General features: G+C 53.9%; 18 protein-coding genes. 11 read left to right on the forward strand and 7 right to left on the reverse strand.

Features of this window, described 5'->3' with window-relative positions:
- Positions 1 to 5: 5 nt before the first annotated feature.
- The 4 genes from asrB to suhB form a co-directional block, all read right to left on the reverse strand.
- Positions 6 to 824 (reverse strand): anaerobic sulfite reductase subunit AsrB, encoded by an 819-nt coding sequence (gene asrB, locus NA330_RS19750; protein WP_023241640.1) that lies wholly within the window; start codon positions 822 to 824, stop codon positions 6 to 8.
- Positions 825 to 827: 3 nt separating this feature from the next.
- On the reverse strand, positions 828 to 1,871 hold the full coding sequence (gene asrA, locus NA330_RS19755; protein WP_000985209.1) for an anaerobic sulfite reductase subunit AsrA: 1,044 nt from the start codon (positions 1,869 to 1,871) through the stop codon (positions 828 to 830).
- 181 nt (positions 1,872 to 2,052) lie between these two features.
- The gene (locus tag NA330_RS19760) at positions 2,053 to 2,931 is read right to left on the reverse strand and encodes an alpha/beta hydrolase (RefSeq protein ID WP_020899089.1); all 879 of its coding nucleotides are present in this window, start codon (positions 2,929 to 2,931) and stop codon (positions 2,053 to 2,055) included.
- A gap of 144 nt (positions 2,932 to 3,075) precedes the next feature.
- Positions 3,076 to 3,879 (reverse strand): inositol-1-monophosphatase, encoded by an 804-nt coding sequence (suhB, locus tag NA330_RS19765; RefSeq protein ID WP_000553467.1) that lies wholly within the window; start codon positions 3,877 to 3,879, stop codon positions 3,076 to 3,078.
- 118 nt (positions 3,880 to 3,997) lie between these two features.
- Here suhB and trmJ point away from each other — a divergent pair, with 118 nt between their 5' ends.
- The 11 genes from trmJ to sseB all read left to right on the forward strand — a co-directional run bounded on the left by trmJ (position 3,998) and on the right by sseB (position 12,890).
- On the forward strand, positions 3,998 to 4,729 hold the full coding sequence (gene trmJ / locus NA330_RS19770; RefSeq protein ID WP_000940032.1) for a tRNA (cytosine(32)/uridine(32)-2'-O)-methyltransferase TrmJ: 732 nt from the start codon (positions 3,998 to 4,000) through the stop codon (positions 4,727 to 4,729).
- Positions 4,730 to 4,888: 159 nt separating this feature from the next.
- Complete coding sequence (gene iscR, locus NA330_RS19775) at positions 4,889 to 5,383, forward strand: Fe-S cluster assembly transcriptional regulator IscR (protein ID WP_001241346.1); 495 nt, start codon at positions 4,889 to 4,891, stop codon at positions 5,381 to 5,383.
- 180 nt (positions 5,384 to 5,563) lie between these two features.
- A complete protein-coding gene (iscS, locus tag NA330_RS19780) occupies positions 5,564 to 6,778 on the forward strand; it encodes a cysteine desulfurase (protein WP_000775263.1) in 1,215 nt (404 codons plus the stop codon).
- A 27-nt stretch (positions 6,779 to 6,805) separates the two neighbouring features.
- Positions 6,806 to 7,192, forward strand: coding sequence for a Fe-S cluster assembly scaffold IscU (gene iscU, locus NA330_RS19785; protein ID WP_000331704.1), 387 nt, complete (start codon positions 6,806 to 6,808; stop codon positions 7,190 to 7,192).
- A gap of 28 nt (positions 7,193 to 7,220) precedes the next feature.
- A complete protein-coding gene (gene iscA, locus NA330_RS19790) occupies positions 7,221 to 7,544 on the forward strand; it encodes an iron-sulfur cluster assembly protein IscA (RefSeq protein ID WP_000028952.1) in 324 nt (107 codons plus the stop codon).
- A 195-nt stretch (positions 7,545 to 7,739) separates the two neighbouring features.
- Positions 7,740 to 8,255 (forward strand): co-chaperone HscB, encoded by a 516-nt coding sequence (hscB, locus tag NA330_RS19795; RefSeq protein WP_000384396.1) that lies wholly within the window; start codon positions 7,740 to 7,742, stop codon positions 8,253 to 8,255.
- Positions 8,256 to 8,267: 12 nt separating this feature from the next.
- Positions 8,268 to 10,118, forward strand: coding sequence for a Fe-S protein assembly chaperone HscA (gene hscA / locus NA330_RS19800; protein ID WP_001196654.1), 1,851 nt, complete (start codon positions 8,268 to 8,270; stop codon positions 10,116 to 10,118).
- Between the two features lies 1 nt (position 10,119).
- Positions 10,120 to 10,455 carry an ISC system 2Fe-2S type ferredoxin gene (fdx, locus tag NA330_RS19805; RefSeq protein ID WP_001124466.1) on the forward strand — a complete coding sequence of 112 codons (336 nt, stop codon included), beginning with the start codon at positions 10,120 to 10,122 and terminating at the stop codon, positions 10,453 to 10,455.
- An 11-nt stretch (positions 10,456 to 10,466) separates the two neighbouring features.
- Entirely contained in the window at positions 10,467 to 10,667 is a 201-nt protein-coding gene (gene iscX, locus NA330_RS19810; protein WP_000523621.1) for a Fe-S cluster assembly protein IscX, read from the forward strand.
- Positions 10,668 to 10,720: 53 nt separating this feature from the next.
- Entirely contained in the window at positions 10,721 to 12,004 is a 1,284-nt protein-coding gene (pepB, locus tag NA330_RS19815; RefSeq protein ID WP_000133541.1) for an aminopeptidase PepB, read from the forward strand.
- 109 nt (positions 12,005 to 12,113) lie between these two features.
- Positions 12,114 to 12,890, forward strand: coding sequence for an enhanced serine sensitivity protein SseB (sseB, locus tag NA330_RS19820; RefSeq protein ID WP_052894807.1), 777 nt, complete (start codon positions 12,114 to 12,116; stop codon positions 12,888 to 12,890).
- Positions 12,891 to 12,926: 36 nt separating this feature from the next.
- On the opposite strand, the gene timP is transcribed toward sseB, so the two are convergent.
- From timP to sseA, 3 genes are all read right to left on the reverse strand, one after another.
- Positions 12,927 to 13,043 carry a small toxic inner membrane protein TimP gene (gene timP, locus NA330_RS19825; protein WP_350028759.1) on the reverse strand — a complete coding sequence of 39 codons (117 nt, stop codon included), beginning with the start codon at positions 13,041 to 13,043 and terminating at the stop codon, positions 12,927 to 12,929.
- 415 nt (positions 13,044 to 13,458) lie between these two features.
- Complete coding sequence (locus NA330_RS19830) at positions 13,459 to 14,127, reverse strand: DUF5066 family protein (protein WP_023241638.1); 669 nt, start codon at positions 14,125 to 14,127, stop codon at positions 13,459 to 13,461.
- A 246-nt stretch (positions 14,128 to 14,373) separates the two neighbouring features.
- Complete coding sequence (sseA, locus tag NA330_RS19835) at positions 14,374 to 15,216, reverse strand: 3-mercaptopyruvate sulfurtransferase (protein WP_023241637.1); 843 nt, start codon at positions 15,214 to 15,216, stop codon at positions 14,374 to 14,376.
- Positions 15,217 to 15,305 lie beyond the last annotated feature (89 nt).

A 15,305-nucleotide genomic window follows, 5' to 3' on the forward strand; every position in this document is an offset into this window, starting at 1 on the left:
TCTCCTTAATCGGCAAAACGTTGCGCGACGGCGTAGTTAAATATCGGGCCGTCGGTGCAGACATACACTTCGCCCATACGGCAGTGGCCGCACTTCCCTACGGAGCAGGCCATCCGGCGTTCGTAGTCCACCCAGATTTGCTCCGGCTTGAGCCCTTTTTGCAGCAGCATTTTTACGGTAAAGGTAATCATTATTGGCGGCCCAACGACGATGGACTGCATGGTGTCGATATCGCTAAGCGTCATGTCGGCAAGCCGATCGGTCACCCGGCCAATCTGGTAACGGTCATCAGCCTCGCCTTCATCCAGCGTGAGCACCAGATTATGTTTGCCGCGCCACGTCGCCATTTCTTCTTTGTACAGCACGCAATCGCGATTTTTATAGCCGAGAATCATATCCAGCTGACCAATTTCCTGGGGATTCTCAACGAAATAGCGCATTAAGCCTTTCACCGGCGCGACGCCCGTGCCGCCTGCGACAACCAGTAAGGGTTTATGGCGCAGCGTATCGACCGGATAGCCATTGCCATAGCAGCCGCGTAGCCACACGTTGTCGCCTTCTTTCAGCGTAAAGAGAGCGCTGGTCACTTTTCCGACATTACGAATCAGCAGATCTATCCAGCCGTCGCCGTAGTCGGAAACGGAGATGGGCGCTTCGCCGACGCGCGGCAGCGACACCTCAACAAATTGCCCCCAGTGCGCGGGAAAATCGACGGCCACGCGGAAATTCCACTCCAGCGGCGTGTGGCGAGTAATACTGAGGATGCGGTACGCCGCAGGCAGCAAACTGTGCTGCGGTTTATCATGACAGGAACAATGTGACATGCGTTATGCCTCCTCTGCCAGCGCCTGCCGAACGGCAGCGGTCATTTTGTTGATAATCAAAGAAAATTTGATGTATTGCGGGCAGCGATCGTCGCAGCGGCCGCAGCCGACGCACATATGTTCAATGCCGTTGCGCGCTTTGTAGTCATTGACCTTATGCAGGGCGCGGTAGCGCAGACGCTCGCCGGGTTTTTCGCGAAAACCATGACCGCCGGCCATGTCGCTAAAGCCCGGCACCATGCAGCTTGCCCACTGGCGGCGGCGTTCGCCGCGCTGCGGATTTTCATCATAGGCGACGTCAAAGACGCTATAGCAGGTACAGGTTGGGCACCCGGTAGTGCAGCGGCCACAACTGATGCAGCGGCTGTCGTAGGCGTCCCATAGCGGATGGCGGGTGAGAATGTCGCGAATTTTTTGCGGATCGCGGCAAACGCTGTCCGGCGTGACGACGGTTTCCCGGTTTTCGCTGACGAAAGAGGGGGTATAGTCAGCCTCCTGCCCCAGCCCTTGTATCGCCGCCTCGATAAAGGGATCGCGGATGCTGACAAGCGCGCCCTCATCGCTAAAACGCATGGCGGCGCTATAACAGTCAGTTTTATTAGTACCCATTGAGACGCAGAAACAATTTTCGAAGCTTTCTTCACACTCAATAAGGACGAAACGAATATGCTCCCGTAGCAGTTGATAACTGTAATCGGAATTATTCCCATTTGATAAATACATATAATCCAGCCGCGACATGGCGTTAATGTCGCAGGCGCGGGCAAAGATGATTATCGGGGAAGTGTCTGTCTCGGCAATTTGAATGGTGTCTTTATCGAAATAAAAGAGCGTTTCGGTGATAGGGGCGATAATGGTATTCGGCGACATGTGCGATTTCTCGTGCCAGATGAGATCGCGCCAGCCGCTAATCCGTTGATAAATAATGTTGTCAGTGTCGGAAAAACGTCCGCCGCGAAACTCTGCGGACGGGGCAAACACGCGCCATTTTTTGTTTAATCGCTGGATAAGCAAACTAAACTCGTCAGGCGTAATTTTGATAGCCATCACATACTCCACAGTAATATTCAGGAAAAACAAATGAAAATAAATTGTTATAAAAATCAGTTGAATATTACTGTTACGCTAGCGCTAATCCACCGCCTTCGCTAACGGGAAAAAATGGTTTTTACTATCGGTATAATAAATATATTCTTAATCATAAAATATGCATATATACAGCGTCGCGCTATTTAGCGGATAGCGCGGTCTGAATAAATTTAATCATTGCATCACGGTAAAGGTTTGCATAACGTCCGGAAAAAGCATCAATGTGATCGCCGTCAGGAATGAAGATTTTTTGTTTGGGCTCCCGGGCGAGGGCATACAATTTCTCACTGTCCTGCCAGGGAATAACATGGTCTGCCGTGCCATGAAGAATCAATACCGGAATGGGGCTGATGCTGGCAATATTGCGATCCGCGCTATAGCGGTCATCAAGCAAATAGCCGCTGCCTGGGATCATCTGGTTGGCGATGGAGGAATAGGATAAAAACGTTGAGTCGAGGATAATCGCACGTATGCCCGCCTGGTCGGCGTAGCGCATATTTGCGCAGCCTACGCAGTGGCCTACGGCGGCCAGCACATTATTTCCGCCCAGGCTCTGCCCCAGCAGTACCAGGCGCTCGGGGTTAACGTCGGCGCGATGCCGCACATAATCTATCGCGCTTTTCGTATCGTCCAGTAGCCCCTCTTGTGATGGGGTACCCTCCGATTCGCCAAAACCACGGTAATCAAACATAAACAGGTTTACGTTGCGTTCTGGCAGCCAGCTGACTAACGGCCAGTGCGCCGACATATTTCCGGCGTTGCCATGGACATGAATCACCGTCGCGACGGCGTTTTCCGGCCTGCCGAAAGCAGTGGGAATAAACCAGCCGTGCAGATGCGTGCCATCTTTGGCGGTAAAGGTAATGGATTCAGCTTCGGCAGGGGTTGGTCCATAGACTTTATTGTCCGGGTAATAAAAGGCATTGATCGCTACGCGGGGTAGCAGGTAAATACAGACCACAATAATAAACAGAATAAAAAGGGATTTGACGATGCGTCGGGTATGTTGAAGGGTCATGTTCGCTTCCTTGCCGCTTTATGCCAATAGCGGAGCAGGGAGCGATCGTACAAAAACATGCAGGCAAGTAAAGCGATGAGGCTGTGTTTAGGAAAAACGCCTGAAAAGGCACGGCGGATGAGTGGCCCCATCCGCCGAAGAGACTTAGCGCTTCAGCGCATCGCTCAGTTCGTCGCGCATATTCGCCAGCATGGCTTTAACGACGCGCGGATTCCCCGCCACGATATTACCGGTCATCATGTAGTTATGACCGCCGGTGAAATCGCTGACGATACCGCCCGCTTCACGAACCAGCAGTTCGCCCGCGGCGAAATCCCACGGACGAAGGCCAATTTCAAAGAAACCATCGACACGACCTGCAGCCACATAGGCCAGATCCAGCGCGGCGGAACCGGTGCGGCGGAAATCGGCGCATTCGGTGAACAGCTTGCCGATAATATTAATGTAGGTGGTCGCGTATTGTTTGGCTTTGAACGGGAAGCCAGTAGCGAGGATAGTGCCGTCCAGATCGCGCGCGGTACTGCCGCGCAGACGGTAGCCGTTCAGCTGTGCGCCCTGACCGCGGGTGGCGGTGAACAGTTCGTTACGCATCGGATCGTACACGACAGCCACTTCAGTACGGCCTTTAATGCGTACAGCAATGGAAACAGCGAAGTGTGGCAGACGTTTGATGAAGTTGGTGGTGCCATCCAGCGGATCGATAACCCATTGAACATCCTGATCTGTGCCAACGTGCTCACCGCTTTCTTCGGTGATAATAGTGTGTTGCGGGTAAGATTTGCGAATGGTGTCGATAATCACCGCTTCAGCGGCCTTATCTACATTGGTCACAAAATCGTTACTGCCTTTTTGGCTCGCTTCTACAGCGTCCGGAGTTTCATAGTTTTTGGCAATTACATTACCCGCCTTGCGCGCTGCGCGCACGGCGATGGTCAGCATCGGATGCATCGGTCTCTCTCACTGGATGTTAAAGAACGGGAAAACGGCGCAGAGTATAGCAGCGAGATCGGAATCTGTCTTGGTTTTATGGTAAGATGTCAGAATAATCTTTAGCTGAAGAAAGACAATGCTGCAAAACATTCGAATTGTGCTGGTGGAAACCTCCCACACCGGCAATATGGGCTCTGTGGCTCGCGCTATGAAAACCATGGGCTTAACTAACCTGTGGCTGGTAAACCCGTTGGTGAAACCGGACTCCCAGGCCATCGCCCTGGCGGCAGGCGCCAGCGATGTGATCGGTAATGCGCAGATCGTCGATACGCTGGATGAAGCGTTGGCTGGCTGTAGCCTGGTGGTCGGCACCAGCGCCCGTTCCCGCACTCTGCCGTGGCCGATGCTTGATCCGCGCGAGTGCGGCTTAAAAAGCGTGGCGGAAGCGGCAAATACGCCGGTTGCGCTGGTTTTTGGTCGTGAGCGTGTCGGGCTGACTAACGATGAGTTGCAAAAATGCCATTATCACGTCGCTATTGCCGCTAACCCGGAGTACAGCTCGTTGAATCTGGCGATGGCGGTACAGGTCATCGCGTATGAAGTCCGTATGGCCTGGCTGGCGACGCAGGAAAACGGCGACGCGGCAGATCATGAAGAGACGCCGTATCCGCTGGTGGACGATCTTGAACGTTTCTACGGCCATCTGGAGCAGACGTTGCTCTCCACTGGCTTTATTCGCGAAAACCATCCGGGGCAGGTGATGAATAAATTGCGCCGTCTGTTTACCCGCGCCCGCCCGGAAAGCCAGGAGTTGAATATTCTGCGTGGGATTCTGGCGTCTATTGAGCAGCAGAATAAAGGCAAGTAACCGCGTCAATACCGCACGGAACGCTAAATACCTGACTAATTTACTCAAGTAAATAGTTGACCAAATTACTCGGGAATGTCAGACTTGTCCCTGCTATGCAATACCCCCATTTTACAATAAAAAACCCCGGGCAGGGGCGAGTTTGAGGTTAAGTAAGACATGAGACTGACATCTAAAGGGCGTTATGCCGTGACCGCAATGTTAGACGTTGCGCTCAACTCCGAAGCGGGCCCGGTACCGTTGGCTGATATTTCTGAACGTCAGGGGATTTCCCTTTCTTATCTGGAACAGCTATTTTCCCGTTTACGTAAAAACGGTCTGGTTTCCAGCGTACGCGGGCCGGGCGGCGGTTATCTGCTGGGTAAAGATGCTGGCAGTATCGCGGTCGGCGAAGTGATCAGCGCGGTTGATGAATCCGTTGACGCGACCCGTTGCCAGGGCAAAGGCGGCTGCCAGGGCGGCGATAAATGCCTGACCCATGCGCTGTGGCGTGATTTAAGCGATCGTCTGACCGGTTTTCTCAACAATATTACTTTAGGCGAGCTGGTGAATAACCAGGAAGTTCTGGATGTGTCTGGTCGCCAGCACACGCATGACGCGCCGCGCGCCAGCGGTCGTGCGCAGGACGCTATCGACGTTAAATTACGCGCTTAATTAAAATATTACGCCATCTCTTCTGGCGGCCTCATGCGGTGAATGCCGCGGTCGTCTGAAGGATGAAGCGTAAAAAAGAATTCAGAATCAGGCCGGGACGCGGACGTCCCGTCAACACGGTCGTACATCCAGCCGGTTGCCTGATTCCTTGCATTGAGTGATGTACGGAGTTTAAGAGCAATGAAATTACCGATTTATCTCGACTACTCCGCAACCACGCCGGTGGACCCGCGTGTTGCCGAGAAAATGATGCAGTTTCTGACCCTGGACGGAACCTTTGGGAACCCGGCGTCTCGTTCACACCGTTTCGGCTGGCAGGCTGAAGAAGCCGTCGATATCGCCCGCAACCAGATTGCTGAACTGGTCGGCGCCGACCCGCGTGAAATCGTCTTTACCTCAGGGGCGACGGAGTCCGATAACCTGGCGATCAAAGGCGCTGCCAACTTTTATCAGAAAAAAGGCAAGCACATCATCACCAGCAAGACCGAGCACAAAGCGGTGCTGGACACCTGCCGTCAGCTTGAGCGCGAAGGGTTTGAAGTGACCTACCTGGCGCCGCAGCGCAACGGCATCATCGATCTCAACGAGCTCGAAGCAGCGATGCGTGACGACACCATTCTGGTTTCCATCATGCACGTGAACAACGAAATCGGCGTGGTGCAGGATATCGCGACCATCGGCGAAATGTGCCGCGCGCGCGGTATCATCTACCACGTTGACGCCACCCAGAGCGTGGGCAAACTGCCTATCGACCTGAGCCAACTGAAAGTGGATCTGATGTCCTTCTCCGGTCATAAAATTTATGGTCCGAAAGGCATTGGCGCGCTGTATGTGCGTCGTAAGCCGCGTATTCGCATTGAAGCGCAGATGCATGGCGGCGGGCACGAGCGCGGTATGCGCTCTGGTACTCTGCCTGTCCACCAGATCGTCGGCATGGGCGAAGCTTACCGTATCGCGAAAGAAGAGATGGAGACCGAAATGGCCCGTCTGCGCGGTCTGCGTAACCGTCTGTGGAACGGCATCAAAGATATTGAAGAAGTTTACCTGAACGGCGACCTTGAGCAGGGCGCGCCAAACATTCTCAACGTGAGCTTTAACTACGTTGAAGGCGAGTCGCTGATCATGGCGCTGAAAGACCTGGCGGTCTCTTCCGGTTCCGCCTGCACCTCCGCCAGTCTGGAACCGTCCTACGTGCTGCGCGCGTTGGGCATGAATGACGAGCTGGCGCATAGCTCTATCCGTTTCTCTTTAGGTCGTTTTACCACTGAAGAAGAGATCGACTACACCATTGATCTGGTACGTAAATCCATTGGCCGTCTGCGTGACCTTTCTCCACTGTGGGAAATGTACAAGCAGGGTGTGGATCTGAACAGCATCGAATGGGCACATCATTAATCGGTATCGGAATCAGGAGAATTTATAATGGCTTACAGCGAAAAAGTAATCGATCACTATGAGAACCCGCGTAACGTAGGGTCGTTTGACAACAACGACGATAACGTGGGAAGCGGCATGGTTGGCGCTCCGGCCTGCGGCGACGTCATGAAGTTGCAGATTAAAGTTAACGATGAAGGTATCATTGAAGACGCGCGCTTCAAGACTTACGGCTGCGGTTCCGCTATTGCCTCCAGTTCTCTGGTAACGGAGTGGGTGAAAGGGAAATCCCTGGACGAAGCGCAGGCGATTAAAAACACCGACATTGCAGACGAACTGGAGCTGCCGCCGGTGAAAATTCACTGCTCTATTCTGGCGGAAGACGCGATTAAAGCCGCTATTGCGGATTACAAAAGCAAACGCGAAGCGAAATAAAATAGAACGTTAACATTGAGGTTTTGTTATGTCGATTACACTTAGCGACAGTGCAGCAGCGCGAGTTAATACCTTCCTGGCCAACCGTGGTAAAGGGTTTGGTCTGCGTCTGGGCGTGAGAACCTCCGGCTGCTCAGGTATGGCTTATGTACTGGAATTTGTTGACGAGCCAACGGCGGAAGACACCGTGTTTGAAGACAAAGGCGTTAAGGTAGTGGTTGACGGCAAGAGCCTGCAATTTCTGGACGGTACACAGCTGGACTTCGTAAAAGAAGGTCTGAACGAAGGGTTTAAATTCTCCAACCCGAATGTGAAAGATGAGTGTGGTTGCGGCGAAAGCTTCCACGTGTAACCGTGTTCCGCTGTTATACCGAGCATTCGTGCTGCAGAAAAGCGGCAAGCGAGTGAATCCCCAGGCGCTTACTTGAGTAAATGACTGGGGGAACCCGCGCAGACAACGCATCTGCGGCGCGAAGTAAGAAGGTATAACCCCACCGTGGTCGCCTGCGTGTGGGGTTTGTTCTGACAGGCTATCCCTGAGAATGTTATGGATTACTTCACCCTCTTTGGCTTACCAGCCCGTTATCAGATTGACACCCAGGCGCTGAGCCTTCGTTTTCAGGATCTGCAACGCCAGTATCACCCTGACAAATTTGCCAACGGCACCCAGGCGCAGCAGCTTGCCGCCGTCCAGCAATCCGCCACGATCAACCAGGCCTGGCAAACGCTGCGTCACCCTTTGACGCGCGCGGAGTATCTGCTTTCCTTACACGGGTTCGATCTGGCCAGCGAGCAGCATACGGTACGCGACACCGCGTTTCTGATGGAACAACTCACGCTTCGCGAAGAGCTGGACGATATCGAGCAATCAAAAGACGACGCGCGGCTGGAAAGCTTCATCAAACGCGTACAAAAGATGTTTGATGCTCGTCTTCAGCAAATGGTGGAACAGTTGGACAACGCCGCGTGGGACGCGGCGGCGGATACGGTGCGCAAACTGCGGTTTCTCGATAAACTGCGAAGCAGCGCAGAACAACTCGAAGAAAAGCTGCTCGATTTTTAACTGGAATCTAACATGGCCTTATTACAAATTAGTGAGCCTGGTTTGAGCGCCGCGCCGCATCAGCGTCGTCTGGCGGCGGGCATCGACTTAGGCACTACCAACTCTCTGGTTGCGACGGTTCGCAGCGGCCAGGCGGAAACTCTGCCTGACCACGAAGGGCGCCACCTGTTGCCTTCAGTGGTTCACTATCAGCAGCAGGGCCATACGGTCGGTTACGCTGCGCGCGACAATGCCGCGCAGGATACGGCCAACACTATCAGCTCTGTGAAACGCATGATGGGACGCTCGCTGGCGGATATCCAGGCGCGCTATCCGCATCTGCCTTACCGGTTTAAGGCAAGCGTTAATGGGCTGCCGATGATTGACACGGCGGCTGGATTGCTCAATCCGGTACGCGTATCGGCTGATATTCTCAAAGCGCTGGCCGCGCGGGCTAGCGAATCGCTCTCCGGCGAGCTGGATGGTGTGGTGATTACCGTTCCCGCCTATTTCGATGATGCCCAACGTCAGGGGACGAAAGACGCCGCGCGGCTGGCAGGCCTGCATGTGTTGCGCCTGCTCAACGAACCGACAGCGGCGGCGATTGCCTACGGTCTGGACTCAGGCAAAGAAGGCGTTATTGCTGTTTACGATCTCGGCGGCGGTACCTTCGATATCTCTATTTTACGCCTGAGCCGCGGGGTGTTTGAAGTGCTGGCGACGGGCGGTGATTCTGCGCTCGGCGGCGATGATTTTGACCATCTGCTGGCGGACTATATTCGTGAGCAGGCGGGGATTGCCGATCGTAGCGACAATCGCGTTCAGCGCGAACTGCTGGATGCCGCGATTGCGGCGAAAATTGCCTTAAGTGATGCCGATACCGTTCGCGTTAACGTTGCGGGCTGGCAGGGGGAGATCACTCGCGAGCAGTTTAACGATCTTATTTCCGCGCTGGTTAAGCGCACGCTATTGGCCTGCCGTCGAGCATTGAAAGATGCCGGCGTTGAGCCCCAGGACGTTCTGGAAGTGGTCATGGTCGGCGGTTCGACCCGTGTACCGCTGGTTCGTGAGCGGGTGGGCGAATTTTTTGGCCGCACGCCGTTAACAGCTATCGACCCGGATAAAGTGGTCGCTATCGGCGCAGCGATTCAGGCCGATATTCTGGTCGGCAACAAGCCGGACAGCGAAATGCTGCTGTTGGACGTGATTCCACTCTCTCTTGGGCTGGAAACGATGGGCGGCCTGGTGGAAAAAGTCATTCCGCGCAACACCACTATCCCGGTGGCGCGCGCGCAGGATTTCACCACCTTCAAAGACGGCCAGACTGCGATGTCTATCCATGTGATGCAGGGCGAACGCGAACTGGTGCAGGACTGCCGCTCGCTGGCGCGCTTTGCGCTGCGCGGGATTCCGCCGCTGCCGGCGGGCGGGGCGCATATTCGCGTGACCTTCCAGGTAGACGCTGATGGCCTGTTGAGCGTCACCGCAATGGAAAAATCCACCGGCGTCGAGGCCTCCATTCAGGTCAAACCTTCCTATGGCCTGACCGATAGCGAAATCGCCTCGATGATCAAGGATTCCATGAGTTTTGCCGAGCAGGACGTGAAAGCGCGTATGCTGGCGGAGCAAAAAGTCGAAGCCGCGCGCGTGCTGGAAAGTTTGACCGGCGCGCTAACTGCCGACGCCGCGCTGTTAAGCGCCGCAGAACGTCAATGCATTGATGATGCCGCCGCACATTTAAGCGCGGTCGCACAAGGCGATGATGTTGACGCCATAGAACAAGCCATTAAAAACGTAGATAAACAAACCCAGGAATTTGCCGCTCGCCGCATGGACCAGTCGGTTCGTCGCGCGTTGAAAGGCCATTCCGTAGACGAGGTTTAACATGCCGAAGATTGTTATTCTGCCTCATCAGGATCTTTGTCCGGATGGCGCAGTTCTGGAAGCTGAGACCGGTGAAACCATTCTTGACGTTGCGCTGCGCAACGGCATCGAGATTGAACACGCCTGTGAGAAATCGTGCGCCTGCACCACCTGTCACTGTATTGTACGTGAAGGCTTCGACTCCTTGCCGGAAAGTTCGGAAGAAGAAGACGATATGCTGGATAAAGCGTGGGGGCTGGAGCCGGAAAGTCGACTGAGTTGCCAGGCTCGCGTTACCGACGACGATCTGGTTATCGAAATTCCACGTTACACAATCAACCATGCGCGTGAGCATTAACAGAGGGTAGTATGGGACTCAAGTGGACCGATAGCCGCGAGATCGGCGAAGCGTTATACGACGCATATCCTGATGTCGATCCTAAAACCGTTCGTTTCACCGATCTGCATCAGTGGATCTGCGAACTGGACGATTTTGACGACGACCCTAACGCATCCAATGAAAAAATTCTGGAGGCGATTCTGCTAGTCTGGTTGGATGAAGCAGAGTAAGTCAAATAACGGGCTGCCCTACGGCGGCCCGTTTGCTAATAAGGAAAATAACAATGACAGAAGCCATGAAAATTACGCTTTCCACGCAGCCTGCCGATGCGCGCTGGGGCGATAAAGCCACTTACAGTATTAATAACGACGGTATTACCTTGCATCTTAACGGTAAAGACGATCTGGGGTTGATCCAGCGTGCGGCGCGTAAAATCGACGGCCTGGGAATAAAACAGGTCGCGCTGACAGGCGAAGGATGGGATACCGAGCGTTGTTGGGCATTCTGGGCGGGTTACAAAGGACCAAAAGGCGTCCGTACCGTAATGTGGCCGGATTTAGACGATGCCCAACGTCAGGAACTGGATAACCGCCTGACCATTATTGACTGGGTGCGCGACACCATTAATGCTCCGGCGGAAGAGCTTGGGCCGGAGCAACTGGCGCAGCGCGCAGTGGATCTGCTGTGCAGCGTCGCGTGCGATAGCGTCACTTACCGTATCACCAAAGGCGAAGATCTGCGCGAGCAGAACTATATGGGGCTGCATACCGTAGGCCGTGGTTCTGAGCGTCCGCCGGTGCTGCTGGCGCTGGATTACAACCCGACGGGAGACAAAGATGCGCCGGTTTATGCCTGCCTGGTCGGTAAAGGTATCACCTTTGACTCCGGCGGCTACAGTATCAAACAAAGCGCTTTTATGGACTCAATGAAATCCGATATGGGCGGCGCGGCGACAGTAACGGGCGCGCTGGCGTTCGCCATTACCCGTGGGTTGAATAAACGCGTAAAACTGTTCCTGTGCTGCGCCGATAATCTGATCAGCGGCAATGCGTTTAAACTGGGCGATATTATTCGCTACCGTAATGGTAAGAATGTCGAAGTCATGAATACCGATGCGGAAGGGCGACTGGTGCTGGCGGATGGCCTGATTGACGCCAGCGCGCAACACCCGCAGCTAATCATTGATATGGCGACGTTAACCGGCGCGGCGAAAACGGCGCTGGGTAACGACTATCATGCGCTATTCAGTTTTGACGATACGCTGGCGGGGCGCTTGCTGACCAGCGCGGCGCAAGAGAATGAACCGTTCTGGCGTCTGCCGCTGGCGGAGTTCCACCGTAACCAGCTGCCGTCTAACTTTGCGGAACTGAACAACACCGGCAGCGCGGCGTATCCCGCCGGGGCAAGCACTGCCGCGGGTTTTCTGTCGCACTTTGTTGAAAATTACCGCGAAGGCTGGCTGCACATTGACTGTTCCGCCACTTATCGCAAAGCGCCGGTTGAGCAGTGGGCTGCCGGGGCAACCGGTCTGGGTGTGCGCACCATCGCGAATTTGCTGACCGCCTGAACGGTGTTTTTGTAGGCCGGGTAAGCGAAGCGCCACCCGGCATTTTGCCTGATGGCGACGCCGTGCGTCTTATCAGGCCTACAACCCATATACATAATTTGTGATTCCTATGTCCGAAACTAAAAATGAATTAGAAATCTTGCTGGAGAAAGCGGCGACTGAGCCCGCGCATCGTCCGGCATTTTTCCGTACCTTACTGGAGTCCACCGTCTGGGTGCCGGGCAGCGCTGCCGAAGGCGAGGCGATTGTGGAAGACAGCGCTCTGGATTTGCAGCACTGGGAAAAAGAAGACGGCACGACCGTCATTCCCTTCTTTACTTCTCTGGAGGCGCTGCAGCAGGCCGTGGAAGACGAACAGGCATTTGTGGTGATGCCGGCGCGCACGCTGTTTGAAATGACGCTTGGCGAAACGCTATTCCTCAACGCTAAATTGCCGACCGGCAAAGAGTTTATGCCGCGTGAAATCAGCCTGCTTCTCGCTGAGGAAGGCAGTCCGTTAAGTACGCAGGAAGTGCTGGAAGGCGGCGAGTCGCTTATTTTATCCGAAGTGGCCGAGCCGCCGTCGCAGATGATTGATTCCCTCACTACGCTGTTTAAAACCATCAAACCGGTGAAACGCGCGTTTCTCTGCGCGATTAAAGAACATGCGGACGCCCAACCCAATCTGCTGATTGGCATTGAGGCTGACGGCGAGATTGAAGAGATCATTCACGCAGCGGGCAATGTGGCGACCGACACGTTACCGAGTGACGAACCGATCGATATTTGTCAGGTGAGGAAGGGCGAGCAGGGTATCAGCCACTTTATCACTGAGCATATCGCGCCGTTCTACGAGCGCCGCTGGGGCGGGTTCCTGCGCGATTTTAAACAGAACCGCATCATCTGAAGAAAAGAAAGCTGCCCAACAGGGCGGCCTCCTGGCTTACCTGCTCTGGACGTTGAGCGTTACGGGAACAGAGCTACCTGGGTGGCTTCTGTCTGCGTGAAGACACAACGTGCCAGAAACAAGAAGCACGACACAAAAGTATCGTACCTTCATGTTGCGGTCCTTGCGAAGACCGCATCACGGCAGCACCGCTGGCGATAATGCCGTGATAGCAGGCACTACGGTGTGCCTGCGCTTACGGCCATGGGTTATCCTCTCCTGAAGCCAGCGCCCGTTTGCGAGACGGCGGAAAGGGCCGGGCAAGATAATACCTCAAATGTTGAATAGTTTCCCGGTAAATCATATTGACATTTGCTCCCTTAAAAGGGAGTATTAATCCCCTACGGTGTGCCTGCGTTGCTATGGCAACAAAGCCTGCTGGAAAGGCCGCGAACCGGACCAGCACAAAAAAACCGCTCAATTGAGCGGTTTTTTTGTGGCCTGCTTAAACAGAATTTATGTAGATTCGCTTTAAATCAGCCTGAACGGTAGGCCGGATAAGCGTGAGCGCCACCCGACATCATGTCGATTAATCGACGAGCGCGTCCAGTTTTGCCCAAAACGCCTCATGATAATCCTCCAGGTCAAGTAAAGCGGCATCGCGTTGTTCATTCATTTTTTGCTGTGCCTTCCATTGCGGAAGATGTAAATCCTCTTCGGTAAAGCCAATGTCTTTAGCGCCCGAAATAATATTATAGAGATATTCCACCAGAGAAGACTCCGCCAGCCAGAATTCATTACGTTCCATGCGGGCAATAGGGTATTCGCCGTTGGCATCCCGTTCTGTGATATAGATAAAAATGGCCTGATCGCCGACATGATCGATACGAATTAATGCCGGAAGACGGGGATCGTTACTCCAGACAGGCATCAGATCTTCAATATCAATACCTGAGCTATCCATGCCAACGCCGTAATACGCCTCTTCATCAGGGGAGTAAGAATGAATTACTCCCTCTTTATCAATAGATCTTTGTAATGTTTCAATCACAGGCATATTATAATTGCTAAGTAGATCGCGGTCGTAGGCCAGTAGCGCCTTCAGGCTTTCAGGTAACTCAGTGGTTTCCGTATTTTGCGGATCGCGATACTTACGCACTCGCAGACGACTTATTTCCTCGGCAGGCATAGGATTAGGCACCTTATTGCGGTTAACCTTTTTAACCAACTCAATTAAATTAGCGAGTGAAATATCCATTTTCCATCCTTAAAAAATTATATTTACAGGAGTTATTTCCCGGTGAAAACCAAAACAGCAGTGATGATACTCCTTATACCCGACGTAAAGTATTTACCGATAAAAAATAGGATTTTATTAAGAGAAAATAATGACCGTTTGCAGGACAGTGGAAAACAGCTGAATAAAAGCAATGTCTGTAGATCGTTTTACATCAGCCTGAACGGTAGGCCGGATAAGCGTGAGCGCCATCCGGCATGGCGGATATTAAGCGGGTTCAACCGGTAAATCGGTACGCGCGCCCCATTCGCTCCACGCGCCGTCGTAAAGCGTGACGTCAGGCACATCCAGCGTGGCGAGCGCCAGCACCACGACCGCGGCCGTCACGCCGGAACCGCAACTGGCGATAATCGGTCTGTCGAAACTCACGCCGTGGCTGAAAAAAACCTCATTCAGTTCGTCAGTGGTCTTTAATTCGCCCTCATACACCAGTTCCGTCCACGGGACGTTTAGCGCGCCAGGAATGTGTCCGCGCCTCAGCCCCGGACGCGGTTCATCAACCTGAGCGTTGAAACGTGCCGCCGGACGCGCGTCAACGATTTGCGCGGTTTTTTCATGACTTGCCAGCAATACGTCGGTGAGACGCACCATGGCTTGCGGCGTGAATTTCGCCTCAAACTCGCCTCCTTCATGCGCTTCCTCGCCTTCGCGCAATAGCCATTCGTCGCGCTGCCAGCCCGCCAGTCCGCCCGCCAGAATGGACACTTTCTCGGCACCGAACGTGCGCAGCATCCACCATGCCCGCGGAGCGGAGAACAGATTGCCTTCATCGTATATGACCAGGTGTTTATCCTGGCGAACACCCAGTTCACGCATGGCCACCGCAAACGCTTCCGGGCGCGGCATCATATGCGGCAACGGCGATGCGCGATCGGAAAGCGCTTCAATATCAAAAAACAGCGCGCCGGGAATATGTCCGGCGCGATATTCGCCCGCCATATCACGATGTTCCTGTCCTGGCGGCGCCATACGGGCGTCAAGAATTTGTATTTCCGGATCATCAATATGTTCGGCAAGCCAGTCGGCGGCGACAAAAAAGGCGGTGGTCATGGGCATCTCCATTGTTACCTGGTTATGGTCAAATTGTCGGACGTTTCCCGAAAAGGGACAAGTAGAAGAGGCTGTTTTGGCTGGCGAAA

The organism is Salmonella sp. NW722, from assembly GCF_051702785.1.
Taxonomy (GTDB): Bacteria; Pseudomonadota; Gammaproteobacteria; order Enterobacterales; family Enterobacteriaceae; genus Salmonella; species Salmonella enterica.